The following is a 25,766-nucleotide window of genomic DNA, read 5'->3' on the forward strand; positions in this document are numbered from 1 at the left end:
CAACTTAAGAAATCGCGCATGGCGACTGATCGTAGGGACAAGAGACATGATTGACTGGCCACGCGTGACCGAGCTGCGCGAAGAAGTGGGTGCTGAGGATTTCGAGGAAGTCGTAGAGATATTTCTCGAAGAAGTCGAAGAGGTTATCGGAAAGCTGCAAGACGGCGACCGCAGCCGGCTGGAGCAGGATCTGCACTTTTTGAAAGGCAGCGCGCTCAACCTCGGGTTTGCAGATTTTTCCGCACTCTGCCTCGACGGGGAGAGAAAGTCCGCGCAGGGCGGTGCGGATGGTGTCGACGTTCCTGCCATCATCGCCAAGTTTCAGGATTCCAAGTCAGCCTTTCTGACGGGCATGTCGGAGAAATTCTGACCTCCGCCGCAGGTCTCAGATCACGAACTGCGCCAGCGTTTCGTCCCTGGTGATGTCCGTATAGGTCATCCCAGCCGCATCCAGCCGCGCGAACAGCTGCTCAAAATTTTCCGGCCGTTTGGTTTCGATCCCGATCAGAACAGAGCCGAAGTTGCGGGCCGACTTCTTCATGTACTCAAAGCGGGCGATGTCGTCCTCAGGCCCCAGGATGCCCAGGAACTCTTTCAGCGCGCCAGGCCGCTGCGGCAGCCGCAGGATGAAGTATTTCTTCACCCCGGAATAGCGCTGCGCCCGTTCCTTGACCTCGGGCAGCCGTTCGAAATCGAAATTTCCGCCGGAGGTGACGCAGACCACCGTCTTGCCGCGAATCCAGGACCGCACATCCTGCAGCGCCTCGACCGACAGCGCGCCAGCCGGTTCCAGCACGATGCCCTCGACATTCAGCATCTCAATGATGGTTGCGCAGATCCGGTCCTCGGAGATTGCCAGGACATCCGGCAGCGGCACGTCCTTCAGAATGTCAAAGGGCAAGTCACCGATCCGTCCCACCGCGGCGCCATCGACAAAGGTATCAACGGTGTCGAGCGGCACCGGCTTGCCCGCCGCCAGTGCCGCGCGCAGGCAGGCGCCGCCGTCCGGCTCGACAAACAGACTGTGAACATCCTCACCAAACCAGGAGGAAACGCCCGCCGACATGCCGCCGCCGCCCACCGGCAGCAGGATGTGATCCGGAGCCTTTCCCAGCTGCGCCTCAATCTCCACTGCAATGGAGGCTTGACCCTCGATCACATCGGCGTCGTCAAAGGGCGACAGGAAATGCCCGCCTTCCTGCGCGCACCATTCCTGCGCAGCGGCCAAGCAGATGTCAAAATAGTCGCCGACCAGATGTATTTCGATATTGTCTCCGCCGAACATGCGGGTCTTCTGGATCTTCTGCTGCGGCGTGGTGACCGGCATGAAAATGACACCGCGCTTGCCCATATGCCGGCACATGAAGGCAACGCCCTGAGCGTGATTGCCGGCGGAGGCACAGACAAACAGCTCCTGTTCCGGCTGTTTGCGCATCGCGTTCAGTGCGCCGCGGATCTTGTAGGAACGGACCGGGCTCAGGTCCTCGCGTTTGAGGTAGATGTCGGCGCCGAAACGTTCGGACAGATGCACATTGCGCTGCAAGGGTGTTGCAGGGAACACATCGCGCATCGCCTGTTCGGCAGCACGGGCCTGGGTCTTGAAATCGCTCATGTATCCTTCAGTGGCGCAACCCCGCCCCCAAGGCAAGGGGCGGGAGCAAAGCATACATAAGAATACTGGGGATCAGACCGGGCGGCCTTCGACGTAATGGCCGTAAAGCGTAGTCATGATGCTGACGTTCAGAAGGCTCAGCATGACTGCAAATCCCAATTGCAGTACGAGCGAAAAGACCGGGATTCCGGCAACCGCCGACAACGCCAGCTCCACCACGAGCTGTGCAAGAAACACACACACACCAAGCAGAAACAGCGCCGGGATTGCGCCCTTGGTCGCCTCCAAGGCGTCACTCAGGCTAATTGCCCTGCCAACAGCCGCAGCGGGGAGAATGACCAGCAGCCGCGAGAGAAACAGGGCAACGGCAATAAACAGAACAATCAGAATGGCGACCCCGAAGTACCCCGCTGTCTCCGCAAACGCGCTTCCGATGAAGGCGACCACGATCAGGGAGATCACCGAAACGATGGCAAGCTGGACCGCTCGCAGAAAGTAGATGAGGATATTGGAGGTGTGGAGCCGGGGAATCCAGCCTTCAGGCATCTCTTCCAGAAGCACATACCTGTGCCAGGCAACAACACCCCAGATGCTGATCAGCATGACGACTACCCAGACTGCTGCCATTTGCAGTAAAAAGCCAGTAGACACGCTGCCCAGCGGCATGTTCACTGCCTGCCCCACTGGTATTATCCCTGATTGAAAAACAGCATAGACCACGGCAAACACCACTGCGAACACAAGCAGCGTTGGGACCAGGAATATCTGGATTGCAGCTTGGAAATTCCGGAGCACCATGCTCACGGAATGCGAGAAAATCGACCAGCCCTTCATTGGGGTATTCTCCAAAATGTCTTTCCGTTTTGCCGCGCACGTTAAGCGTGTCCCGCAGATTAGAAAACCCCGGAAAACCTTGCTCTTCTGGGCAAAACCCGATACGCCGCAGGCGTTCTGACCTGAGAGGGAAATCCATGTCCGCGCCCAAGAAAGTTGTGCTCGCCTATTCCGGTGGCCTCGACACCTCGATCATCCTGAAATGGCTGCAGACCGAATACGGCTGCGAAGTTGTCACCTTCACCGCCGATCTCGGCCAGGGTGAGGAGCTGGAGCCCGCCCGCAAGAAAGCGGAAATGCTGGGCATCAAGCCGGAAAACATCTACATCGAAGATGTGCGCGAGGAATTTGTCCGCGACTTCGTGTTCCCGATGTTCCGCGCCAATGCGGTCTATGAAGGCCTGTATCTTCTGGGCACCTCCATCGCCCGCCCGCTGATCTCCAAGCGTCTGGTTGAGATCGCCGAAGCCACCGGTGCCGACGCCGTGGCCCATGGCGCCACCGGCAAGGGCAACGACCAGGTCCGCTTCGAACTGGCCGCCTATGCGCTGAACCCCGACATCAAGGTAATCGCGCCCTGGCGCGAGTGGGACCTGACCTCGCGCACCAAGCTCTTGGAATTTGCCGAGGCGCACCAGATCCCCGTTGCCAAGGACAAGCGCGGCGAGGCCCCCTTCTCGGTCGATGCAAACCTCCTGCATACTTCATCCGAGGGCAAGGTACTGGAAGACCCGGCGCAGGAAGCGCCCGATTACGTCTACCAGCGCACCGTGCACCCCGAAGAGGCGCCGGACACCCCCGAATACATCGAAATCGGCTTTGAAAAGGGCGATGCGGTCAGCATCAACGGCGAGGCGATGAGCCCGGCCACTATCCTGACCGAGCTCAATGAATACGGACGTAAGCACGGCATCGGCCGCCTCGACCTTGTCGAAGGCCGTTTCGTCGGCATGAAGTCCCGCGGCATCTACGAGACCCCGGGCGGCACCATCCTGCTGGAAGCCCACCGCGGTATCGAATCCATCACCATGGACCGCGGCGCGATGCACCTGAAAGATCAGCTGATGCCGCAGTACGCAGAGCTGATCTACAACGGCTTCTGGTACAGCCCTGAGCGTGAAATGCTGCAGGCCGCCATCGACAAGAGCCAGGAGTTCGTCTCCGGCACCGTGCGCGTGAAGCTTTATAAGGGCTTGGCCTCCACCGTTGGCCGCTGGTCGGAAAATTCGCTCTACTCCGAAGCGCATGTGACCTTCGAGGAAGACGCCGGCGCCTACGACCAGAAAGACGCCGCAGGCTTCATTCAGCTGAACGCCCTGCGCCTCAAACTGCTGGCCGCTCGTGAGCGCCGGATCAAAAAGTGAGTGATCACGACGGCATAGACAGCGATTTCGAGGATGATTTCGCGGAAGAGCTGGACATGTTCGTCGAAGCTCAGGACACCGTCTGGGCGGCTGTCCTGAACGAACTCTCTGCAGGTCAGAAGACGAGCCACTGGATGTGGTTCGTCTTCCCCCAACTGGCCGAGCTCGGCCGGTCCCACATGGCGCAGCTTTATGGGATCGAGGATCTGGTTGAGGCCACAGCTTATCTGAACCACGAAAAACTGCGCGCCCGCTTGGTCGAGGTCAGCCAGCTGATGCTGCAGCACCGCAGTAAAAAGCCTGAGCAGATCCTCGGCGGCATCGACGCCAAGAAGCTACGCTCCTCGATGACGCTTTTTGCTGCTGTGTCCGGCGCACCGGCAGAATTTCAGCAAGTGCTAGATGCCTTCTACGACGGTCAGCCCTGCCCGCTCACCCGGGACGCGCTTGCCGGCGGGTAATCCGTCCGCTTCCCCCTTGGTCAATGTTGCCCGGACCGCCTTGCCTGCCTAACGCTCACGTCAGGCAAGGGAGGACAACATGGCACTTGAAGACATCGCAGCAGGCATTCGCGACGGCTTGACCGGAAAAACCTTCGATGGCTCTCTGAAATTCGATTGCGGCGACGAGGGCGTGATTGTGCTCGCCCAGGGGGATGCCACAACCCAGGACCGGGACACTGATTGCACGCTCCGTCTGTCCGCGGACAATCTGCAAAAGCTGCTCGCCGGCAAGCTGAACCCGATGACCGCGGTGATGATGGGCAAGATCAAGGTGTCCGGCGACATGGGCGTCGCCATGAAACTGAGCAAGCTGATCGGCTGAGCCGCTTCCTCTTGCCCTAAGTATCCTGGGGGTGAGCGCCGCAGGCGCGAGGGGGCAAAGCCCCCTCCAACCATCAGATCTTCACAGCTTTCATCTGCTCATAATAGGGCATTGCCGCCTGCAGCACGGGCTGCAGCGCGTCCGGCACGTCTGGCAGCGGCCCTTCGGCGCCGGCAAATCCGGTGGAACTCCAGACCGCGCCATACCAATGTTCAGCCCACACGCCGTCATCCTTGTGCCCGCCTTTGGGCCAGCTCAGCATCTTCGGGGAATAGGGGATGCCGATTGCGTCGCACAGCTGCTCCAGTTTTGCCGCCGGGTTCTCGCGGATATCGTGGCTGTCCACCACCACCGGCGTCTGCCCCCAGCTGCGCACCAGGTCAAACAGCTCTGCCTGCTGGCGGAAGCCGATATCCTCCAGCGTGGGATTTTCCCGTTTTGCCGCATAAGAGGCAATCACCCGCGCCGGGTGACGGATCAGAAAGACATTGACCGCCTCGCGCATCCAGTCACGCGGCACGCCCGGGATCATGTGCTGGGTCATGTGTTTTTGATAATAGTAGGGCTTCGCCCCCGGGACCGGCCCAAGCAGCGCCTTGGCCACAGCTTCGGGGTCCTGCGGCTGGCTATCCAGAATCTCACTCCGCATCGGATGGTCGAGACCGGTCATCGCCAGATAGGCAGCATAAAACGGTTCATCCACCACTGCGCAATCGCCGCGGTTGCCAAAGGCATACATCATCGCGGTCGACAGGTTCCGCGGTCCTGACCACATGGCAATCCGCATCACGCACACTCCTTCTCAATCAGGTTCTTGTAGAGGCTCCTGATACGCTCGGTCATGGGACCCATCTGCCCGCTGCCGATCTGCCGCCCGTCGATCTCCCCCACCGGGGTCTGCGCGCCGAATGTGCCGGTGAGGAAGGCTTCATCCGCGCCATATGTGTCGACCAGTGAATAGTTCCGCTCATGCACCGGAATGCCGTTCTCTCGGCACAGATCAATCACTTTCTGGCGGGTGATGCCGTTCATGCAATAGTCCCCAGTAGAAGTCCAAACCTCCCCCTTGCGCACGATGAAGAAATTGCACGCGTTGGTGGTGTTTACAAAGCCATTCACGTCCAGCATCAGCGCCTCATCCGCGCCCGCTTTCTCTGCCGCGATGCAGGCGAGAATGCAGTTCAGCTTGGAATGGGAGTTCAGCTTGGGGTCCTGGGACATCGGCAGGCCCCGGATATGCGGCACCGTGGCCAGCTTGATCGGGCGCGGCAGGTTCGGGCGCGAGTGTTCCATGATGATCGTCATGGTCGGCCCCTGTTGCGACAAGGACGGATGCTGGAAAGGCCGGGTTTTCACCCCCCGCGTGACCATCAGCCGGGTATGGGCATCCGTTGTCATGCCATTGGCTTTTTGCGTCTCTAACAGGGCGTTTTCGACACCTTCCCGGTCCAGGCCGATGTCCAGATCAATGGCCTTGGCGGCCTCGAACAGGCGGTCCAGGTGCTCATCCATGAAGGCCCAGGCGCCGTTGTACAGGCGCAGCCCCTCCCAGACGCCATCGCCCAGCATGAAGCCGCTATCGTAAACGCTGACCTTGGCCTCGGCCTTGGGAACGATTTCGCCGTTCAGGTAGATCAGGATCTCGTCGTTGCGCCGGTCTTCTTCGGCCTGATGGGTGCTCATCTTTTTGGTCATGGAATCCTCCTGCTGGCGGCACGTTAGTAAAATTGGATCCAATTTCCAACCGGTAACTTGCTGTCACCTGTTTGTGAGAATTGCGCATGCCGGGTTGAGAGGCGCGGCAACTGCCGGCAGGGTGGCATCGAAGCAGGATGGAGGCGGAGATGCGTGTTCTGGAGAGACTTAAACCCTTGGCCCTGGCGGGTTTGATCGCCATCGGCACTGCGGCGCAAACTAATCCGCTGCAGGCTCAGTCCACTGAAGTCCTTACAGTGGCTGGCGGCTGCTTCTGGTGTGTGGAAAGCGATTTCGAAAGCGTGCCAGGAGTAATCGAAGCGGTGTCAGGGTACACTGGAGGCAAGGTGGCGAACCCGACCTACAAGGACGTGACCCAAGGCGGCAGCGGCCACTACGAGGCGGTGCAGATCATTTTTGACCCGGCAAAAGTGTCCCGGCAGCGGCTGCTGGAGATGTTCTTCCGCTCGGTCGACCCAACCGATGCAGGCGGCCAGTTCTGCGACCGCGGCGAGAGCTACCGCACAGCTGTTTTCGTCTCTAACAAGGCGGAAACGGCCCTGGCCAACAGAGTAAAAGCCGACGCGCAGAAGGCCTTGGGACAAAAGATCGTGACGCCGGTTCTGCCGGCGAAGACCTTTTACAAAGCCGAGGACTATCACCAGGACTACTACAAGGGGGACAGCCTGGTGTTCACCCGGTTTGGACCCAAGCGGCAGGCCGCAGCATACGAGCGGTACCGCCGGGCCTGCGGCCGGGACGCAAGGGTCGGGCAGCTTTGGGGCGCCGCGGCGCCTTTTGCCAAGGGGCATTAGTGCGGGGCCCTGCCCCCTTGGCGGTTGCAGCCGGAACGCGGCAGGCCGCCCGGATCAGAAACGGGCGGCTTGAACCTCTGCCAGCTCGGGGATCACATCCGCGGTGCCGTGGCGGGTGACCATGAGTGCCGCGGCACGGCTGGCCTGATCCATCGCCTCTGCCATCGCCAGCCCCCGGTCCAGGCCGGACAGGACGTAGCCGGTGAAGGTGTCGCCGGCCCCGGTTGTGTCGACCGCAGTGACTGGCAGCGCGGGCACATCCAGAACGGCGCCTGTTTCACCGTCGATGTGGCGGGCGCCTTTGGAGCCGAGGGTGATGATCACGTCCTTAATGCCAATTTGCCCGGGCGACTTGCCGGTGGCCTGCTGCAGCTGCTGGGCCTCGACCTCATTCAGGATCAGGAAATCCAGATACGGCAGCACCGCCTGAACCGCACCCGCATCAAACGGAGCCGCGGCATAACACACCCGCAAACCCATCTGCCGGCCCAGCTGCGCCGCCTCTGCCTGCATATTGGTTTCATTCTGCATCACCAGAATGTCGCCGGCGTTTGCCATGTCCAGCGCCTGGTTCAGCTGGTCTTTGCTGATCAACCGGTTGGCACCAGGGAACAGAATGATCTGGTTCTCTCCCCCCGGTTCCACAGCAATGATGGCGTGGCCGGTTGGTGCTTCCACCCGGACAATGTGCTCCGTGCCGGCTCCGTAGGCCTTCAGCCGCTCAATCGCCCAATCGCCGTCAGATCCCACTGCGCCGATGTGGTGAACCTCACTGCCGGCCCGGGTGGCGGCGACGGACATATTGGCGCCCTTGCCGCCCAGAAACCGGTCAAGGCGCAGGGCGGCCAGGGTTTCCCCCGCCGCCGGCAGATGCGGCATGGAGTAAACCATGTCCGCGTTGATCGAGCCGAGGTTCCAAATCGCCATATCAGATCACCCGATATTGCAGGCTGCCAGCACCGCCATGTTCAGAATGTCATTGGTGGTGGAGGTAGTCGAACAAATCTGAATCGGCTTGTCGATGCCTGACAGGATCGGGCCGATCACCGTGGCGCCGCCCATCTCCTGCATCAGCTTGACCGAGATCGAGGCCGAGTGGCGCGCCGGCACGATCAGGATATTGGCCGGGCCGGTCAGCCTCTGGAACGGGTAGTACCGCTGCGCGCGCTCGTTCAGAGCCACGTCAACGGTCATCTCGCCTTCGTATTCGAAGTCGACGCCCCGCTTGTCCAAGACGGTTGGCGCAACATGCATCTTTTCCGCGCGTTCCGACACCGGATAGCCGAAGGTTGAGAAGCTGACAAAAGCCACCCGCGGCTCAAGACCCATATGGCGGGCCACCACGGCTGCACGCTCCGCGATGTTGGCCAGGTGGTTTTCATCAGGCCATTCATGCACCAGAGTATCGCCGATCAGCACGATCCGCCCCTTGTGCAGCAGCGCGGTGACACCCGCCACACCGTGATCGGCATCGGCATCGAACACATGGTTGATCCGGTCCAGCACATGCGCGGATTTGCGGGTCGCACCGGTCACCAGACCGTCACCATGCCCATGCGCCAGCATCAGGCTGGAGAACACATGTCGGTCGCGGCCCACCAGCCGGTGGATGTCCTTGCGGTCGAAGCCCTTGCGCTGCAGGCGGCTGTACAGGAAATCCTTGTACATTTCGAAATGGGGTGTGTTGGCGGCGTTGATAATCTCCAGCTCGCGCACTGCATCGCCAAGGCCGGCTGCCTCCAGTTTGACCCGCACGTCCTCCTGCCGGCCGACAACCAGCGATTTACCAAAGCCGGAACGCTGGTACATCACCGCCGCGCGCAGCGCGCGGGGATCGTCGCCCTCGGCAAAGATCATCCGCGACTGGGCAGAACGGGCCCGGGCGTTCAACCCGCGCAGGATTGAGGCGGTCGGATCCATGCGGGACTTCAGGCCAACCTCATAGGCGTCCATGTCCACGATCGGGCGGCGTGCGGCACCGGTATCCATGCCAGCCCTGGCAACCGCCGGGGGAATCCTATGGATCAGCCGCGGATCAAATGGGGTCGGGATGATGTAATCACGGCCAAAGGTCAGCGACTTGCCATAGGCCAGCGCCACCTCATCCGGCACATCTTCGCGCGCCAGCGCGGCAAGCGCATGGGCGCAGGCGATCTTCATCTCGTCATTGATCGCACGGGCGTGAATGTCCAGCGCACCACGGAACAGATAGGGAAAGCCCAGAACGTTGTTGACCTGGTTCGGATAATCCGAGCGTCCAGTGGCGACGATGGCATCCACACGCACCTCATGCGCTTCTTCCGGGGTGATTTCCGGATCCGGGTTTGCCATGGCAAAGATCACCGGGTTGTCAGCCATCGAGGCCACCATGTCCTGTGTCACGGCACCCTTGACCGAGACCCCCAGAAACACATCGGCCCCGCGCATCGCCTCTTCCAGGGTCCGCAGATCGGTGCTGACAGCGTGCGCCGATTTCCACTGGTTCATGCCCTCGGTACGGCCCTGATAGATCACGCCCTTGGTATCGCATGCGATGCAGTTTTCATGCCGCGCGCCCATGGATTTCAGCAGCTCGATACAGGCAATACCGGCAGCGCCGGCGCCGTTGAGGACGATCTTCACCTCCTCGATCTTCTTGCCCGACAGATGCAGCGCGTTGATCAGTCCCGCCGCACAGATCACCGCGGTGCCGTGCTGGTCATCGTGGAAGACGGGAATGTCCATTTCTTCCTTCAGGCGCTGCTCGATGATAAAGCATTCCGGCGCCTTAATGTCTTCCAGGTTGATGCCGCCAAAGGTCGGGCCCATCAGCTTGACCGCCTCGATGAACTTGTCCGGGTCTTCGGTGTCCAGCTCGATGTCGATCGAGTTCACATCGGCAAAGCGTTTGAAGAGGACCGACTTGCCTTCCATCACCGGCTTGGAGCCCAGCGCGCCCAGATTGCCCAGGCCCAGCACCGCAGTGCCGTTGGAGATCACTGCAACCAGGTTGCCCTTGTTGGTATAGTCATAGGCTGTTTCGGGATTCTCAGCGATTGCCTCGCAAGGCACCGCAACGCCCGGAGAATACGCCAGCGACAGGTCCCGCTGGGTGGTCATCGGGACGGTCGCGTTGATCTCCCATTTGCCCGGAGACGGCTCCAGGTGAAACGCCAGGGCTTCCGCGTCGGTGATCTTGTTCTTGGGCATTTAATCTCTTGTCCTCTCCTCGTCGCCGACCGTCTTATCCCAGCCCACCGCGCCCCTCAATCCGGGGTTTCAAGAATCTGTATCGCCAGATTTTAGAAAAAAGCGGCTAAAAGACGATAGATTCCGTCAGGATTTCGCCTCAAAGCAGACCGCGGAATGCTGTAATTCCTTAATAGGTCTTAAGGCGCACCTGTCTTCCAGGTGGCGCTGAGGCCGGGAAGTCTGGGCCAGAAAGCAACGGTCAGAACGGCGTTTGTCCGCCCGCCAAGGGCATAGGATCAAAGGAAAAGTGAGGAATGATAAGTTTCCACAACAATTCCGGGGCGATGGTGGCCTTGCAGACATTGGGCGGAGTCAATTCTCAGCTCAACCAAACGCAAGACAGCATTTCCACCGGTCAGACCATTAATTCCGCACAGGATAATGCGGCCCTCTGGGCGATCTCCGAACTGATGAACTCGGATATTTCCGGCTTGCGATCGGTGTCGGACTCTTTGTCGCTGGGCGAGGCTACCGTGGCGGTTGCCTCAGCCGGCGCAGAGCAGATCACCGAAACCCTGACCGAAATGCGGTCACTGGCCATCATGGCCAGCAGCGGCATGGGCGACTTCAGCAAGTATGAGGCCGCCATGGCAAAGAAGACCGAGCAGATCAATTCGATCATCTCGTCTTCCGGCTTTAACGGGGTGAACCTCCTGAAGACCGATGTCGACGGTGCCGGCGGCACCGGACTGACAGTTCCGTCTGCGATCTCCAGCGACGGCAGCCTGACCACCCTCAGCGTTGACGGTGTGGATTTTGAAGGCAGCCCGCAGTTCGATCTTGGCAACCGGACCGCAATCACCGACAGCGCCAGCGCCCTGACCGCCTTGGGAGAAATCGAAGGCTTTCTTGCCTACGCAGTCGAAGGTTCGGCGGCTCTGGGATCCAGCGCCAATCAGCTCGCTGGTCAGGGCGATTACGTCAGCAAGCAGTCGGATGCGCTCACCCGGGGCGTCAGCTCGATGATCGACACCAGCATCGAAGAGGCCGCAACCAAGCTGCTGGCATTGCAGTCGCAGCAGCAGCTCAGCACGCTGTCGCTCTCCATCGTGAACACGATGCCTGACACGCTGCGCAACCTCTACTGACAGCAGGCTGCCGCCGGGTCCCCTGGCGGCAGCCATATCCGGGTTTTCCTCGCTCCGCCCCCATTGTAGATGTCTTGCAAAGACGACCCCGGGGGACTTTTCATGACCGTAACGCCCATGATGGCGCAGTATCTGGAAATCAAAGCAGCGCATCCCGACGCGCTGCTCTTCTACCGGATGGGCGACTTCTACGAGATGTTCTTTGAGGATGCCGTGAACGCGGCTGAGGCGCTGGACATCGCTCTCACCAAACGCGGTAAGCACAACGGTGACGATATTCCGATGTGCGGCGTGCCGGTTCATGCCGCCGAAGGTTACCTGCTGACCCTGATCCGCAAAGGCTTCCGCGTCGCTGTTGGGGAGCAGCTGGAAAGCCCGGCCGAGGCCAAGAAACGCGGCTCGAAATCGGTGGTGAAACGCGATGTTGTGCGGCTGGTCACCCCCGGCACACTAACCGAGGACTCCCTGCTGGAGGCGCGGCGCCACAATTTCCTGGTGTCTTATTCCGAACTGCGGGATGAGGCCGCGCTGGCCTGGGCTGATATTTCCACCGGCGCGTTTCACGTGATGCCGGTTGCCCGGGTGCGCCTGTCTCCGGAGCTGGCCCGCCTGGCGCCTTCGGAACTGATCGTTGCGGATGGGCCAGCCTATGATGCCGCCCGCCCGCTGACCGATGAATACAAAATTCCGCTTACCCCACTGGGCAAGGCCAGCTTTGACAGCACCGCAGCGGAAAAGCGGATCTGCTCCCTATTCAACGTGAGCGCACTGGACGGCTTCGGCACCTTCACCCGGGCCGAAGTCTCTGCGATGGGCGCGCTGATCGACTATTTGGAGATCACCCAAAAAGGTAAACTGCCGCTGCTGCAGCCGCCGCAGCAGGAAGCCCAGGACCGGGTCGTGCAGATCGACGCCGCCACCCGCCGCAATCTGGAGCTGACCCGTTCCCTGTCCGGCGGCCGTGCAGGCTCGCTGCTGTCAGTAGTTGACCGGACGGTTACACCCGGCGGCGCCCGGCTGCTGGAACAGCGCCTGTCCAGCCCCTCACGCAACCTCGACACCATCCATCAGCGTCTCGCAGCCTTGGATTTCGCGGTTGAGCACACGCGGACTGCCGAAGATCTGCGCGCCGCTTTGCGCAAGACGCCGGACCTTGACCGTGCGCTTTCCCGCCTAGCCTTGGAGCGCGGCGGCCCGCGCGACCTGGCCGCTATCCGCAACGGGCTGTCGCAGGCAGAAGTGATCGCAGGTCTCTGCAGCGGGATGGAGCTTCCCGCACTCGTGGCCGGAGCAGTCTCGGATCTGCAGGGGTTCGATGACCTGCTGTCGCTGCTGGACGCCGCCCTGGTCGCCGAACCGCCCCTGCTGGCCCGCGATGGCGGTTTCATCGCGTCTGGCTATGACCCGGACCTGGACGAAGCCCGCACCCTGCGCGACGAGGGCCGCTCGGTCATCGCCTCCATGCAGCGGAAATACGCGGAGCACACCGGCGTCTCCTCCCTGAAGATCAAACACAACAACGTGCTGGGCTACTTCATCGAAACGACTGCGACCCACGCGGACAAGATGATGTCCCCGCCGCTGAACGAGACCTACATCCACCGCCAGACCACCGCCAACCAGGTGCGGTTCACCACGGTGGAGCTGAGCGAGATAGAGACCCGCATCCTGAACGCCGGGAACCTGGCGCTGGAAATCGAAAAGCGGCTCTATACAAGGCTTTCCGGCGCCATTCTGGACACTGCTGCCCGCCTCAACACCGCCGCCCGCGGGCTGGCGGAACTGGACCTTCTGACGGCGCTGGCCGATCTGGCCCGCGGCGAGAACTGGACCCGCCCCAAGGTCGACAACAGCCGCGCGTTTCACGTCAAGGGCGGGCGCCACCCGGTGGTGGAACAGGCCTTGCGCCAGCAAGGCGGCGAGACCTTCGTGGCCAATGATTGCGACCTCACCGCTCAGGACGGCGCAGCCGTCTGGCTGCTGACCGGCCCGAATATGGCCGGTAAATCGACCTTTCTGCGGCAAAACGCACTGATAGCCCTGCTCGCCCAGATGGGCAGCTACGTCCCCGCAGACGGCGCTCATATCGGCATTGTCAGCCAGCTGTTCAGCCGTGTTGGGGCATCGGATGACCTAGCGCGCGGCCGCTCTACCTTTATGGTGGAGATGGTCGAAACCGCCGCCATCCTGAATCAAGCAGACGACCGCGCCTTGGTCATTCTCGATGAAATCGGCCGCGGCACCGCCACGTATGACGGCCTCTCCATCGCCTGGGCCACGCTGGAACACTTGCATGAGGTCAACCGGTCCCGGGCGCTGTTCGCCACCCATTACCACGAATTGACCCAGCTCGCGGCCAAGCTGGAAGGCGTCGACAACGCCACCGTGGCTGTCAAGGAATGGGAAGGTGAGGTGATCTTCCTGCATGAGGTGCGAAAGGGCGCCGCTGACCGTTCTTACGGCGTCCAGGTCGCGCAGCTCGCCGGTCTCCCCGCGTCGGTGGTTGCACGTGCACGGGATGTTCTCGACATGCTGGAGCAGGGCAGCCGCGAAGGCGGGTCCAAGATCCAGATTGACGACCTGCCCCTTTTTGCGGCCGCCCCGCCGCCGCAGCCCAAGGCGCCGGCCGGTCCTTCTCCTGCCGAAGAAATGCTTGCAGCCATTCATCCGGATGAGCTGTCGCCACGGGAAGCGCTGGAGATGCTCTACAAGCTGAAAGAAGCTGCTACCTGAAACGAAAGAGCGGCCCCAGCCGGGACCGCTCTTTCATCTTTCCTGAAATACTCCCGCCGGAGGCACAGGCCCGCCAGGGCCTGTTCATCAGCTGGCCGGAGTGGACGACACGCCAACCTGCGCCGCACGCAGAAGACGGTCGTGCAGCATGAAGCCTTCTGCCGACACCTGGATGATGTCGCCGGCCTTGGTGCCCGGCACCGGAGCCTCAAACATCGCCTCATGCACCTGCGGATCGAACTTGTCGCCAACCTCCGGCGAAACGACCCGGATACCGTGTTTCTCGAACACACCCAGCAGCGAGCGCATGGTCAGTTCGACACCTTCGATCAGGGCCGCGGACACCTCGCGCTGTTCGTCGGTTGCGGCTTCGATCGCGCGCTTCATGTTGTCATAGACCGGCAGCATGTCGCGGGCCAGCTTCGAGCCGCCATACTGCTCCGCCTCGCGGCGTGCCTTGTCGCCGCGCTTGCGGGCGTTTTCCGCATCCGCCAGCGCCCGCATAAAGCGGTCCTTCAGCTCATCCCGTTCTGCCCGGAGCGCATCAAGTTCCAGCGAGGCGTCGTCAAACTCCTCAGTTTGCGCTGCCATCTCCTCCGCCTCGGCGGCGGCGATGTCATCCAGAAAGTCTTCGTCCTTGAGCTCTGCCATTTTTCACCTCTAACTCCGGTCCGACAACAGCTTGCCGACCAGTTGTGCCGTATAGTCCACAATCGGCACGATCCGTCCGTAGTTCAGGCGCGTCGGGCCGATCACCCCCACCGCGCCGATTATCTTTCGATCCGCGTTCATATAGGGAGACACCACCAAAGAGGAACCCGAAAGTGAAAAAAGTTTGTTCTCCGAACCGATAAAAATACGCACGCCCTCGCCGTCTTCGGTCAGTTCCAGGAATTCAGCGATATCACGCTTGCGCTCCAGGTCGTCAAACAAGGTCCGGATCCGCTCCAGCTCCTCCGCCGCACCCGGCTCCGCCAAAAGATTCGCCCGGCCACGCACGATCAGACGGGCCTGCTCGCTACCGTCATCCTCCCAAACTGCCAGGCCGCTTTCGATCATTGCGTGTGCAAGGCTGTCGATTTCCTGACGCCGCGCCGTGATCTCCTTTTGAATTTCCCGCTGCACTTGGCTCAGGGTCTTACCCTCAATCAGCGCATTCAGAAAATTCGCTGCCTCCCGCATAGAGCTGGGGGTCTGCCCCGGCGGCGGGGTGAACAGCCGGTTTTCCACATGACCATCGGAGAACACCAGCACCACCAGTGCCCTGTCATGCGCCAGCGAGACGAACTCGATATGGCGGATCTCGGCCTCATGCTTGGGTGTCAGCACTAGCGACGCGCCCTGTGTCACCCCGGACAGCGCCGCCCCCACCCGGTCCAGCATCCCGCCCACATCGCCGGCATTGCGGCCCAGCGTCGCGTCGATTTTCTCGCGGTCCTGCACATTCAGATCGCCGACTTCCAGCAGCCCATCGACAAACATCCGCAATCCCAGCTGCGTCGGCACCCTGCCAGCGCTGACATGCGGGCTGTTCAGCAGACCCAGAAACTCCAGATCCTGCATCACGTTGCGCACAGTCGCCGCGCTGACTTTTTCGCTCAGCGACCGCGTCAGGGTTCGGCTGCCCACCGGATCGCCGCTTTCCAGATAGCTTTCCACCACAGCCCGGAACACCTCCCGGGAGCGGTCGTTCAGGTCCTCCAGAATGTTGCTCGGATTGCTCATTGTTCGTCCAGTATTTCTTACGGTTTAAACATAGGAACCCGCTACCCGGATGTCATTAAAGAGCAGAGCGGCAAAAGGTCAATCGGGCTTGCATAGCCCCGCGTCCGGGGGATATCCCCAAGCCAGCTAACAAAGGATGTGCCATGCGACCCTCAGGACGACAACTGAACGAAATGCGCCCCGTGTCGATCGAGACCGGCTTTACCAAACACGCCGAGGGCTCCTGCCTGATCAAGGTTGGCGACACCCACGTCCTGTGTACCGCCACCATCGAGGACCGCGTGCCGCCCTTCATAAAGGGCACCGGCCTGGGCTGGGTCACTGCCGAATACGGCATGCTGCCCCGCGCCACCAACACCCGGATGCGCCGCGAAGCTTCGTCGGGCAAGCAGGGCGGACGCACCGTGGAAATCCAGCGCCTGATCGGACGTGCCCTGCGGGCCGGCGTGGACCGCGTCGCCCTGGGCGAACGGCAGATCACCGTCGATTGTGACGTGCTGCAGGCCGATGGCGGCACCCGCTGCGCCTCGATCACTGGCGGCTGGGTCGCACTGCGGCTGGCGGTCAACAAGCTGATAAAAGCCGGCGACGTTCACATCGACCCGCTGCTGGACCCGGTCTCCGCTGTATCCTGCGGCATCTATGCCGGCCAGCCGGTTTTGGACCTGGATTACCCTGAAGACTCCGAAGCTGGCGTCGACGGCAATTTTATCATGACCGGCTCCGGCAAGCTGATCGAAGTGCAGATGTCGGCTGAAGGCTCTGTCTTCTCTCGCGATCAGATGAATGAGCTGATGGACCTGGCCGCCAAAGGCGCTGTCGAGCTTGCAGAGATGCAGAAGGCCGCGTCCAAATGACCCGCAAACTGGAAGGCGGCAAGCTGCTTGTCGCCACCCACAACAAGGGCAAGCTGAACGAAATCGCGGAGATCCTCACCCCCTACGGCGTGACGGTGATCGGCGCCGGCGAGATGGACCTGCCGGAACCGGAAGAGACCGAAGACACCTTTGTCGGCAATGCCCGGATCAAGGCCCATGCCGCCGCCAGGGCAACCGGTCTCCCTGCCCTGTCCGATGACTCCGGCATCACGATCGACGCGCTGAACGGCGCCCCCGGCGTTTACACCGCCGACTGGGCTGAGACCCCGAACGGCCGCGACTTCAAGATGGCGATGACCCGCGCCAATGACGAGCTGACCGCAGCAGGCGCCAGCGCGCCCCGCACTGCCCAGTTCCGCTGTACCTTGGTCGTCGCCTGGCCCGACGGCCATGACGAGGTATTTGAAGGCGTGATGCCGGGCCAGCTGGTCTGGCCAGTCCGCGGCGGGCATGGCTTTGGCTATGACCCGATGTTCCAGCCGGACGGTTACGAGATCACCTGCGCCGAGATGGACCCCGCGGAAAAGAACACGATCAGCCACCGCGGCAAGGCGCTGGCCCAGTTCGTGCAGGGCTGTTTCAGTGGATGACTGGCGTAATGGGGGCTTTGGCCTGTACGTGCATTGGCCCTTTTGCCAGGCCAAATGCCCCTATTGCGACTTCAACAGTCATGTCTCCGCAAGAATAGACCAGAAGCTTTGGGTTAGAGCCTATCTGGCTGAACTCGACAGACTCTCCGAGCAGCTCCCCGGCCGCGTTCTTAACACGATTTTCTTTGGCGGCGGCACCCCGTCCCTGATGCAGCCGGAAACCGTCGCCGCCGTCATCGAGCGGGCACGTGAAATCTGGCCTTTCGCCAACGACATGGAGATTTCTCTGGAGGCAAACCCGGGCTCCGTCGAGGCCGGCCGCTTTGCCGGCTACCGGGACGCCGGCGTCAACAGGGTCTCCATGGGCATTCAGGCCCTGAACGACGAAGACCTGCGCAGGCTCGGCCGCATTCACAGTGTCGCAGAAGCAAGGGCGGCCTTCGACATCGCCCGGGAGTGCTTTGACCGGGTCAGCTTCGATCTGATCTACGCGCGTCAGGGGCAGACTCTGGAGGCCTGGAAAGCAGAGCTGAAAGAGGCCCTCTCGATGGCCATTGACCACCTTTCTCTCTATCAGCTCACCATCGAGGATGGCACAGCCTTTGGCGACCGTTACGCCAGAGGCAAGCTGCGCGGCCTGCCAGAGGATGACACCGCCGCTGACATGTACCTGGCCACCCAGGACCTAACCGCGGCGCACGGCATGGCATGTTACGAGATTTCCAACCACGCCAGGCCAGGGGCGGAGTCCCGCCATAACCTTATCTACTGGCGTTACGGAGACTATGCCGGTATCGGCCCAGGCGCCCACGGAAGACTGACGTTGGGCGGCGTTCGTTATGCCACAGAAACCCACCTTGCCCCGGGCGCATGGCTGCAAGCCGCAAACGCCGGTAACGGAGAATCCCTGCGAGTTCCCCTAGCCACGGAAGATGCTGCGGCAGAATACCTGATGATGGGGATGCGGCTGAGAGAAGGGCTGGATATGGTGCGTTTTACTGAGCTTTCTGGCCGGCACCTCTCGGAAAGCAAGCTTAACGACCTTGTAGATCTGGGTATGGTAACTATCTCTGAAAAGCGGCTTCGCGCGACCGCTCAAGGGCGCGCCGTATTGAACGCGGTGCTCCGCGACTTGTTGATGGATTGAGGCAATGCGTTTCCTTTATGCCGGCTTAGGACTCTGCTGCGTGGCCTTAGCGGTTATTGGGATTGTTCTGCCTCTTCTGCCAACCGTGCCTTTCCTCCTGCTCGCCGCATTCTTCTTTGCCAATTCCTCCGACCGTTTGCACAACTGGATCGTTGCCCATAATGTTTTTGGCCCGATGATCTTGGATTGGCGGGAACGCGGCGCTATCCGGCCGGGCGCAAAAAAGGCGGCAACCGTTTCGATTGCCGCCGTCTTTGGGCTATCTCTTCTGCTTGGCGCGCCCGGTCATATATTGGGCATCCAGGCGGTGGTTCTCACGGCTGTACTGACCTTTATCTGGTCCCGCCCTAACGGCTGAGCATATTGCACAGCTCATCCAGCTGATCCAGGTTCTCATAACTGATCGTCACGGACCCGGCCTCTCCACCAGGCTTGTGGTCAATCGAGACCTTCATCTTCAGCATCGCAGACAGGTCCCCTTCCAGAGCCCGGGTATCCGCATCTTTCTCTGCTACAGCCTTTTGCTTTTTGGCTGGCGCCGTCCGGATTCCGGCAGCGTCTTTCTTGACCAAAGCTTCTGTTGCCCGGACCGACAATCCGCCCTTAACGATCTTCCGCGCCAGGTCTGAAGCGTTATCAGAGGTTATCAGCGCGCGCGCATGCCCGGCCGACAGTTTTCGTTCCTGTACCAGGATCTGAACGTCTTCCGGCAAATGCAGCAGCCGCACCAGGTTAGCGATGTGGCTGCGGCTCTTACCAAGCGCCTCGGCCATCTTTTCTTGAGTATGACCGAACTTCTCCATCAGCTGCTTATAGCTCTGCGCTTCTTCCATCGCGTTCAGATCAGAACGCTGGATGTTTTCGATGATGGCAACTTCCATCATCTCCAGATCGGAGTATTCGCGGATCAGGACCGGAACTTCATGCAGCTGCGCCGCTTGCGAAGCGCGCCAACGGCGTTCGCCGGCCACGATCTCGTAAACACCGCCTGCCTTCGGCCGCACGATCAGCGGCTGCAGGACACCCTTTTCCTTAATGGACGCCGTCAGGTCATCCAGATCCGCCTGCAGGAACTGGCGGCGCGGCTGGTTCGGGTTGGCAACAATCTTTTCGATCGGCACCAGCACTTCTGCATTCCGCGGCGCCTCTGCCTGGGTGCTCACCGGTGCAGGGTTCACATCTGCCATCAACGCCGACAACCCCCGGCCCAGCCCGCGCGGTTTCGTCTTTTTGTCTGCCATGGTTGCCTCCGGTTCTTTTTCTGCATTTAGGCCGCTATCTTGTGATGTTTATTCAGGAGTTCTTCGGCCAGGGCGCGGTAGGCCTGCGCTCCCAGCGAGTTGGTATCGTAGTTCAAAACAGGGAGCGCGTAGGAAGGCGCTTCGCTCACCCGCACGTTACGGGGGATTTTTGTCTGAAACACCAAATCTCCCAGGTTGTCGCGCGCATCCTGCTCGACCTGCTGCGACAGGTTGTTGCGCCGGTCGAACATCGTCAAAACGATTCCCTCAATGCGCAAATTGGGATTCGCAGATTGGCGAACCTCTCGAATCGTCAGCATCAGTTGCGTGACCCCTTCCAGCGCAAAGAATTCGCTTTGCAGCGGGATCAGAACGGAATGCGCCGCTACCATCGCGTTTACGGTCAGAAGGTTCAGAGACGGCGGGCAGTCAATAAGGACATAATCCCAATCGTAGTCATCCATAGCCGTCTGACGCAGGGCGTCATGCAGCAGAAAGCTGCGCTTTTCATTGGTGAAAAGTTCGATATCCGCGGAGCTGAGATCCACCGTCGCCGGGATGATGCACAGGTCTTCGATTTCAGTCTGACGAATCACATCCGTCAGAGAGGCATCTTCCACCAGAAGATCGTAAGTTGTCAGATCCCGGTCGGCGGGATCAATCCCGAGCCCGGTCGAAGCATTCCCTTGCGGATCAAGATCGACAACCAGGACCCGCAGCCCGCACTCGACTAGGGCGGCAGCAAGGTTTATCGCCGTTGTTGTCTTCCCTACCCCGCCTTTCTGATTTGCGACCGCGATAATACGAGGCCCCTCCGGGCGGGAATAATCAGACACGGGCCACTCCCTTTATCTTTAGGATTACTGCTTCTTGTTCCGTCAAACTTTTAACTGGTTCCGCATCAAACCGCCATCGTTGCCGCGCGTTATCCACCTCTTTTTTCCAGGTTTCCCCCTTGGGGAGCAGAGCAGTTCCTCCGGCGCCAAGATGCCTCTCAGCGAACTCCAAAAGGAGGGACAGATCCGCCAGCGCGCGCGCCGACAGAACCTCCGCGTTCTGCGGGTCAGCTTGCTCAATACGTTTGGAAATCACCGTGACCTTCGCATCGCACTCCCGTGCAACGGTACGAAGGAACGCTGACTTGCGCTGATCGCTCTCAATCAAAGTGGTCTTCATTTCCGGGGCTTCGTCTGCAGCCAGAATCGCAGCAATCAAACCCGGAAATCCGCCCCCGCTTCCGATATCCACCCAGTGATCGGGGGCATCAACACAGCGGAAAACCTGAACGGAATCCGCAATATGCCGCGACCACAGGAGTTTCAGGCTGGACTTGGAAACCAGGTTGATCTTGGGATTCCATTTCTTTATGACCTGCTCGAAGATCTCCAGCCTCGCCAATGTTTCACGTGAAACATTCAATTCCTCGAGGATTCGTTTCTCGTTCATGCAGATTTATCCTGCCGCGATTGGTCCCGGCGAAGACGAGCCAAAAGGAGCGCCAGAGCTGCCGGCGTCATCCCATCAATCCTCGCGGCTTGCGCCAAGGTTTCCGGGCGTGCTACTGACAGTTTTTGCTGCAGTTCATTCGAAAGCCCCTCAATACCGTCATAGGCATAATCCGCTGGGATTACATACCCTTCATCCCGCTTCATCGCGGATATTTCCCGCTCCTGCCGCGCAATGTAATTCGCATAAAGCGCATCACGTTCGACCTGCCGGCGGATATCCGGATCGACACTTTCCAGATCAGGCATGAGGGGCACGATATCCTCAAATGCCACATCAGGAAAAGCAAGAACCTCCATCCCGGAGCGCCGGTTTCCGTCCTGATTCACCCTAATCCCTGCTGCGGCAACCTGTTTCGGGGTGAAGCTCTGCGCTTCCAGAACGGTACACGCTTGCCCCAATCGGTCGCTCTTTTCCAGGAAGACCGCCTGGCGTTGTTTGCCGGCGCAGCCGATCTCGATGGCCAAGGGAGTCAATCTCTGATCAGCGTTATCAGCCCGCAGGGACAGCCTGAATTCCGCGCGGGACGTAAACATCCTATAGGGTTCGGTCACTCCGTTCGTGGTCAGGTCATCGATCATAACACCGATATAGCTGTTTGATCTACTGAAGCTGACGGGGCCCTCCCCCAAGCTGGCACGCGCGGCGTTCAGGCCGGCAACCATCCCCTGGGCTGCGGCCTCCTCGTACCCAGTGGTGCCATTGATCTGGCCGGCAAGATACAGCCCGGGCACGTCTTTCAGCCGCAGCTCCAGAGTCAGAGCCCGAGGATCAACGTAGTCATACTCAATGGCGTATCCCGGTTGAAGGATGACCGCTTGTTCCAATCCACGGATCGAATGAACATAATCCTCCTGAACATTCTGCGGCAGGCTGGTGGAGATGCCGTTCGGATAGACAGTGTGGTCTGTCACGCCCTCAGGCTCCAGGAAGATCTGATGAGAGTCTTTATCTGCGAAGCGGACAACCTTATCTTCGATCGACGGGCAATAACGCGGGCCAACCCCTTCGATGTGCCCGCCGTACATTGCAGACCGTTCCAAATTCTTCTGTATGATCTCGTGGGTCTTCGCGTTGGTGTGGGTGATCCCGCAAGACACCTGCTTTGCACTGGTCGATTTTGTCAGGAAGGAAAAGAAAACAGGATCCTCGTCTCCTGGCTGCGCTTCCAGAATATCCCAGTTGATAGTCCGTCCATCCAATCGCGGCGGTGTGCCAGTCTTCAGGCGGCCCAACGGCAGAGCAAAGTTATCCAGACGCTCCGCCAGCTTGACCGACGGCTTGTCCCCCATGCGGCCGCCCGGTTTAGAAACGTCACCTATGTGAATAACGCCGCGCAAAAAGGTTCCCGACGTCAGAATGACCGACTTACTCGGAATTTCGCTGCCGTCGGAAAGGATCACGCCGGCGACGGCATTCCCTTGCAGGAGAAAGTCAGTGACCTCCCCTTCAACGATATCCAGATTCTCCTGCGCCACCGTCAGCCGCAGCATTTCCCTCCGGTAGATCGCCCGGTCCGATTGCGCGCGCGGCCCCTGCACTGCGGGGCCTTTGCGGCGGTTCAGCAAGCGGAACTGAATGCCGGCGAGGTCGGCCACCCGCCCCATCACACCGTCTAGCGCGTCAATCTCCCGAACCAGATGCCCTTTTCCCAGCCCGCCAATCGCTGGGTTGCAGGACATGACGCCGATACCATTGCGGTCCAGCGTCACCAGTGCTGTGCGAACACCCATCCGTGCTGCTGCATGGGCGGCTTCGGTGCCGGCGTGGCCGCCGCCTACTACGATCACGTCATAAGCTGAATGTTTCACGTGAAACACTCCTTCATTTCCCCAGGCAAAAACTCGAGAAAATCTCGTCCAAGAGATTCTCTACGCCAATCCGCCCAACCAGCATTTCCAGTGCCCGAATGGCCGATCGCATTTCCTCGGCCGCTATATCATAGAACTCGGGGCCGCGTTGCAGGATTTCTTGCGCTTCAGACAAGCTGACGAGCGCCGAAAGCATGGCATCCCGATGCCGTGCCCGCGTCGCGATACCAGCTTGGGCTGACCGGTTTTGCAACACTTTGGAGATATGATCAACCAGCCGGTCAATCCCCTGCCCTGACTGGCCGGAAATCGCATCGCCGGCATCGTCGCGCAAATCTGCCTTGGGCAGCAGCCGGATGTCCCCCTGCTGCATTTCGACATCCAGGACTTCGTCCCTTTCCGCCAGAAACACGCGCAGATCAGCATCTTGCGCCCGTTTACGGGCCAAGGCGATACCGATCCCTTCAACGTGATCATCGGTGTCGCGCAGCCCCGCAGTATCAAGTAGAGTCACGGGCAGGCCGGCAAGATCCATACGGACTTCGATAATATCCCGGGTGGTGCCGGCATACTCAGACGTGATTGCCGCCTCCCGGCCGGCCAGCGCGTTCAGCAGCGTGGACTTACCGACATTCGGAGCGCCGACGATTGCCACCTCAAAACCGCTGCGGATTCGTTCGGCAATTCTGACACCGGCAGTCTCCTTTTTGAGGCCGGCTTGAACATCCGCCAGCAATTCTGAAACCTCGGGGGTAACATCTACCGGCACGTCCTCGTCTGCGAAGTCGATGGTCACTTCGATCAAAGACGCAGCGCGGATCAGTTTGACCCGCCAAGCTTCCGCCAGCTTCCCCAGCCCGCCGGCGAGGATCACCTGCGCTTGCTTGCGCTGTGCTTCGGTTTCCGCGTCAATCAGATCGGCAAGACCCTCGACCTGAGCCAGGTCCAGATTACCGTTTTCCAGCGCGCGGCGCGTGAACTCACCCGGATCGGCCATTCGGAGGCCCTCGATTCGTCCCAGCGAATCGAGCACAGCAGAGACTACTGCTGTACTTCCATGTGTTTGAAATTCAACAGTATTTTCGCCAGTAAAGCTATGCGGAGCAGTAAAGCTCAGGACCAGCGCTTCATCGAGGCGCTCTCCTGATTCGTCCTGCAGGATTCGCAGGCTGGTGCCCCGCGCCGGCAAATCCCCGCCGCAAAGCTGCGCGCCGGCGGTAAGCGCCAAAGGGCCGGAGACGCGGATCACCGCGACCCCGGCCTTCCCTTGAGCGGAGGCCAGCGCAAAGATCGTGTCCATTGGGTGGCCTTTCTCTCTCGCCGGCCCGGATCAGGTATTCATCGAGTCGAAAAATTCGGAGTTACTCTTGGTCTGCTTCAGCTTGGACAGCAGGAACTCAATCGCGTCTGTCGTGCCCATCGGGTTCAGGATCCGGCGCAGCACAAAAGTCTTGGCCAGATCGCCCTTGTCGACCAGAAGATCCTCTTTCCGGGTGCCGGACTTGAGGATGTCGATGGCCGGGAACACGCGCTTGTCCGCAATCTTGCGATCCAGGACGAGTTCAGAGTTACCGGTGCCCTTGAATTCTTCGAAGATCACCTCGTCCATGCGCGAGCCGGTGTCGATCAGGGCGGTGGCGATGATGGTGAGCGAGCCGCCTTCTTCGATATTCCGGGCGGCACCAAAGAAGCGTTTCGGCCGCTGCAGAGCGTTCGCATCGACACCACCGGTCAAAACTTTACCCGAGGACGGCACAACAGTGTTGAACGCCCTACCAAGTCTTGTGATCGAGTCGAGAAGAATCACAACATCTCGTTTGTGTTCGACAAGACGCTTGGCTTTTTCGATGACCATCTCGGACACCGCAACGTGGCGGGTCGCCGGCTCGTCGAAAGTGGAGGAGACGACCTCGCCCTTCACCGAGCGCTGCATGTCGGTCACCTCCTCCGGGCGTTCGTCGATCAGCAGAACAATCAGGTAGCACTCCGGATGGTTCTTCTCGATCGAATGCGCGATGTTCTGCAGGATCACCGTCTTACCGGTGCGCGGCGGCGCCACGATCAGCGAACGCTGGCCCTTGCCGATCGGCGCAACCAGGTCGATCACCCGGGCGGAACGGTCCTTGATGGTGGGATCCTCGATCTCCATCTTCAGGCGCTCATCCGGGTAAAGCGGGGTCAGGTTGTCAAAGGCGATCTTGTGGCGGGCCTTTTCAGGCTCCTCAAAGTTGATCATGGTGACGTTGGTCAGCGCGAAGTAACGCTCTGTCTCCAGCGGCGCCTTGATCTGGCCTTCCACGGTGTCGCCGGTGCGCAGCGAATACTGGCGGATCATGTCAGGCGAGACATAGATATCGTCCGGGCCAGGCAGGTAGTTTGCCTCGGGCGAGCGCAGGAAGCCAAAGCCGTCCTGCAGCACTTCCAGCACCCCATCACCGCCAATGTCCCAGCCTTCATCTGCGCGTTCCCGCAGGATCTGGAACATCATTTCGCCCTTGCGCATGGTCGAGGCGTTTTCGATCTCCAGCTCCTCAGCCATTGCCAGCAGCGATTTTGGGCTTTTTGCCTTGAGGTCAGCCAGATTCAGGGATTGCACGGTCATATAGATACGGCCTCTACTCCCCGCTCATCCGGGGGTCGGTCACACGACAGGTTTGGAAAACGCGGCTGC

The 25,766-nt window shown here is 60.4% G+C and carries 25 protein-coding genes; 11 read left to right on the forward strand and 14 right to left on the reverse strand.

The features are described 5' to 3' along the window. Positions 1-46 precede the first annotated feature (46 nt). A complete protein-coding gene (locus tag R2C4_RS17985) occupies positions 47-370 on the forward strand; it encodes an Hpt domain-containing protein (RefSeq protein WP_141891650.1) in 324 nt (107 codons plus the stop codon). Between the two features lie 15 nt (positions 371-385). Here R2C4_RS17985 and ilvA read toward each other — a convergent pair whose 3' ends face one another. Continuing rightward, positions 386-1,612, reverse strand: a complete 1,227-nt coding sequence (ilvA, locus tag R2C4_RS17990) for a threonine ammonia-lyase IlvA (RefSeq protein ID WP_141891651.1) — start codon at positions 1,610-1,612, stop codon at positions 386-388. A gap of 72 nt (positions 1,613-1,684) precedes the next feature. Further along, positions 1,685-2,446 carry a hypothetical protein gene (locus R2C4_RS17995; RefSeq protein WP_141891652.1) on the reverse strand — a complete coding sequence of 254 codons (762 nt, stop codon included), beginning with the start codon at positions 2,444-2,446 and terminating at the stop codon, positions 1,685-1,687. Positions 2,447-2,583: 137 nt separating this feature from the next. On the opposite strand from R2C4_RS17995, the gene R2C4_RS18000 reads away from it, so the two are divergent. The 3 genes from R2C4_RS18000 (at position 2,584) to R2C4_RS18010 (ending at position 4,635) form a co-directional block, all read left to right on the forward strand. After that, positions 2,584-3,810, forward strand: coding sequence for an argininosuccinate synthase (locus tag R2C4_RS18000; protein WP_141891653.1), 1,227 nt, complete (start codon positions 2,584-2,586; stop codon positions 3,808-3,810). Further along, the gene (locus R2C4_RS18005) at positions 3,807-4,271 is read left to right on the forward strand and encodes a DUF1810 domain-containing protein (protein ID WP_141891654.1); all 465 of its coding nucleotides are present in this window, start codon (positions 3,807-3,809) and stop codon (positions 4,269-4,271) included. The genes R2C4_RS18000 and R2C4_RS18005 overlap by 4 nt, the downstream gene beginning before the upstream one ends. 79 nt (positions 4,272-4,350) lie before the next feature. Further along, positions 4,351-4,635: an SCP2 sterol-binding domain-containing protein gene (locus R2C4_RS18010; protein ID WP_141891655.1), complete on the forward strand. Its 285-nt coding sequence runs from the start codon at positions 4,351-4,353 to the stop codon at positions 4,633-4,635. Positions 4,636-4,708: 73 nt separating this feature from the next. On the opposite strand, the gene R2C4_RS18015 is transcribed toward R2C4_RS18010, so the two are convergent. Both R2C4_RS18015 and R2C4_RS18020 read right to left on the reverse strand, forming a co-directional pair. Beyond that, entirely contained in the window at positions 4,709-5,422 is a 714-nt protein-coding gene (locus R2C4_RS18015) for a sulfotransferase-like domain-containing protein (RefSeq protein WP_141891656.1), read from the reverse strand. Continuing rightward, positions 5,422-6,330, reverse strand: a complete 909-nt coding sequence (locus R2C4_RS18020) for a D-amino acid aminotransferase (protein WP_141891657.1) — start codon at positions 6,328-6,330, stop codon at positions 5,422-5,424. Before R2C4_RS18020 ends, R2C4_RS18015 begins: the two co-directional genes overlap by 1 nt. A gap of 149 nt (positions 6,331-6,479) precedes the next feature. Between R2C4_RS18020 and msrA the strand changes: the two genes are divergently transcribed. Then, positions 6,480-7,145: a peptide-methionine (S)-S-oxide reductase MsrA gene (gene msrA / locus R2C4_RS18025; protein WP_141891658.1), complete on the forward strand. Its 666-nt coding sequence runs from the start codon at positions 6,480-6,482 to the stop codon at positions 7,143-7,145. Between the two features lie 54 nt (positions 7,146-7,199). Here msrA and R2C4_RS18030 read toward each other — a convergent pair whose 3' ends face one another. After that, on the reverse strand, positions 7,200-8,072 hold the full coding sequence (locus tag R2C4_RS18030) for a ribokinase (RefSeq protein ID WP_141891659.1): 873 nt from the start codon (positions 8,070-8,072) through the stop codon (positions 7,200-7,202). A gap of 6 nt (positions 8,073-8,078) precedes the next feature. Next, positions 8,079-10,334, reverse strand: a complete 2,256-nt coding sequence (locus tag R2C4_RS18035; RefSeq protein ID WP_141891660.1) for an NADP-dependent malic enzyme — start codon at positions 10,332-10,334, stop codon at positions 8,079-8,081. A gap of 296 nt (positions 10,335-10,630) precedes the next feature. On the opposite strand from R2C4_RS18035, the gene R2C4_RS18040 reads away from it, so the two are divergent. Together R2C4_RS18040 and mutS are read left to right on the forward strand one after the other, a co-directional pair. Then, entirely contained in the window at positions 10,631-11,464 is an 834-nt protein-coding gene (locus R2C4_RS18040; RefSeq protein ID WP_058287363.1) for a flagellin, read from the forward strand. A gap of 102 nt (positions 11,465-11,566) precedes the next feature. Next, on the forward strand, positions 11,567-14,197 hold the full coding sequence (gene mutS, locus R2C4_RS18045) for a DNA mismatch repair protein MutS (protein ID WP_141891661.1): 2,631 nt from the start codon (positions 11,567-11,569) through the stop codon (positions 14,195-14,197). An 87-nt stretch (positions 14,198-14,284) separates the two neighbouring features. Here mutS and R2C4_RS18050 read toward each other — a convergent pair whose 3' ends face one another. Together R2C4_RS18050 and hrcA are read right to left on the reverse strand one after the other, a co-directional pair. Beyond that, positions 14,285-14,848, reverse strand: a complete 564-nt coding sequence (locus R2C4_RS18050; protein WP_058287365.1) for a nucleotide exchange factor GrpE — start codon at positions 14,846-14,848, stop codon at positions 14,285-14,287. A gap of 9 nt (positions 14,849-14,857) precedes the next feature. Continuing rightward, positions 14,858-15,922 carry a heat-inducible transcriptional repressor HrcA gene (gene hrcA, locus R2C4_RS18055; protein ID WP_058287366.1) on the reverse strand — a complete coding sequence of 355 codons (1,065 nt, stop codon included), beginning with the start codon at positions 15,920-15,922 and terminating at the stop codon, positions 14,858-14,860. Between the two features lie 143 nt (positions 15,923-16,065). On the opposite strand from hrcA, the gene rph reads away from it, so the two are divergent. Genes rph through R2C4_RS18075 form a run of 4 tightly spaced genes read left to right on the forward strand, consistent with a single transcriptional unit; the run spans position 16,066 to position 18,895 of the window. Next, positions 16,066-16,779, forward strand: coding sequence for a ribonuclease PH (rph, locus tag R2C4_RS18060; protein WP_141891662.1), 714 nt, complete (start codon positions 16,066-16,068; stop codon positions 16,777-16,779). Continuing rightward, positions 16,776-17,390, forward strand: a complete 615-nt coding sequence (rdgB, locus tag R2C4_RS18065) for an RdgB/HAM1 family non-canonical purine NTP pyrophosphatase (RefSeq protein WP_141891663.1) — start codon at positions 16,776-16,778, stop codon at positions 17,388-17,390. Before rph ends, rdgB begins: the two co-directional genes overlap by 4 nt. Continuing rightward, a complete protein-coding gene (gene hemW / locus R2C4_RS18070; RefSeq protein WP_141891664.1) occupies positions 17,383-18,537 on the forward strand; it encodes a radical SAM family heme chaperone HemW in 1,155 nt (384 codons plus the stop codon). Before rdgB ends, hemW begins: the two co-directional genes overlap by 8 nt. Before the next feature lie 4 nt (positions 18,538-18,541). Beyond that, complete coding sequence (locus R2C4_RS18075) at positions 18,542-18,895, forward strand: YbaN family protein (protein WP_027245219.1); 354 nt, start codon at positions 18,542-18,544, stop codon at positions 18,893-18,895. On the opposite strand, the gene R2C4_RS18080 is transcribed toward R2C4_RS18075, so the two are convergent. The 6 genes from R2C4_RS18080 to rho are packed head-to-tail and all read right to left on the reverse strand — an operon-like array spanning position 18,885 to position 25,697. Next, a complete protein-coding gene (locus R2C4_RS18080; protein ID WP_141891665.1) occupies positions 18,885-19,778 on the reverse strand; it encodes a ParB/RepB/Spo0J family partition protein in 894 nt (297 codons plus the stop codon). The genes R2C4_RS18075 and R2C4_RS18080 overlap by 11 nt on opposite strands. Before the next feature lie 26 nt (positions 19,779-19,804). Next, positions 19,805-20,614, reverse strand: coding sequence for a ParA family protein (locus R2C4_RS18085; protein ID WP_141891666.1), 810 nt, complete (start codon positions 20,612-20,614; stop codon positions 19,805-19,807). Further along, the gene (rsmG, locus tag R2C4_RS18090; RefSeq protein WP_141891667.1) at positions 20,607-21,224 is read right to left on the reverse strand and encodes a 16S rRNA (guanine(527)-N(7))-methyltransferase RsmG; all 618 of its coding nucleotides are present in this window, start codon (positions 21,222-21,224) and stop codon (positions 20,607-20,609) included. The genes R2C4_RS18085 and rsmG overlap by 8 nt, the downstream gene beginning before the upstream one ends. Then, the gene (gene mnmG / locus R2C4_RS18095) at positions 21,221-23,095 is read right to left on the reverse strand and encodes a tRNA uridine-5-carboxymethylaminomethyl(34) synthesis enzyme MnmG (RefSeq protein WP_141891668.1); all 1,875 of its coding nucleotides are present in this window, start codon (positions 23,093-23,095) and stop codon (positions 21,221-21,223) included. Before mnmG ends, rsmG begins: the two co-directional genes overlap by 4 nt. Positions 23,096-23,108: 13 nt before the next feature. Then, the gene (mnmE, locus tag R2C4_RS18100) at positions 23,109-24,395 is read right to left on the reverse strand and encodes a tRNA uridine-5-carboxymethylaminomethyl(34) synthesis GTPase MnmE (RefSeq protein ID WP_141891669.1); all 1,287 of its coding nucleotides are present in this window, start codon (positions 24,393-24,395) and stop codon (positions 23,109-23,111) included. Positions 24,396-24,425: 30 nt separating this feature from the next. Beyond that, positions 24,426-25,697 carry a transcription termination factor Rho gene (rho, locus tag R2C4_RS18105; RefSeq protein ID WP_008554331.1) on the reverse strand — a complete coding sequence of 424 codons (1,272 nt, stop codon included), beginning with the start codon at positions 25,695-25,697 and terminating at the stop codon, positions 24,426-24,428. Positions 25,698-25,766 lie beyond the last annotated feature (69 nt).

The organism is Leisingera aquaemixtae, assembly GCF_006740765.1.
GTDB lineage: Bacteria > Pseudomonadota > Alphaproteobacteria > Rhodobacterales > Rhodobacteraceae > Leisingera > Leisingera aquaemixtae.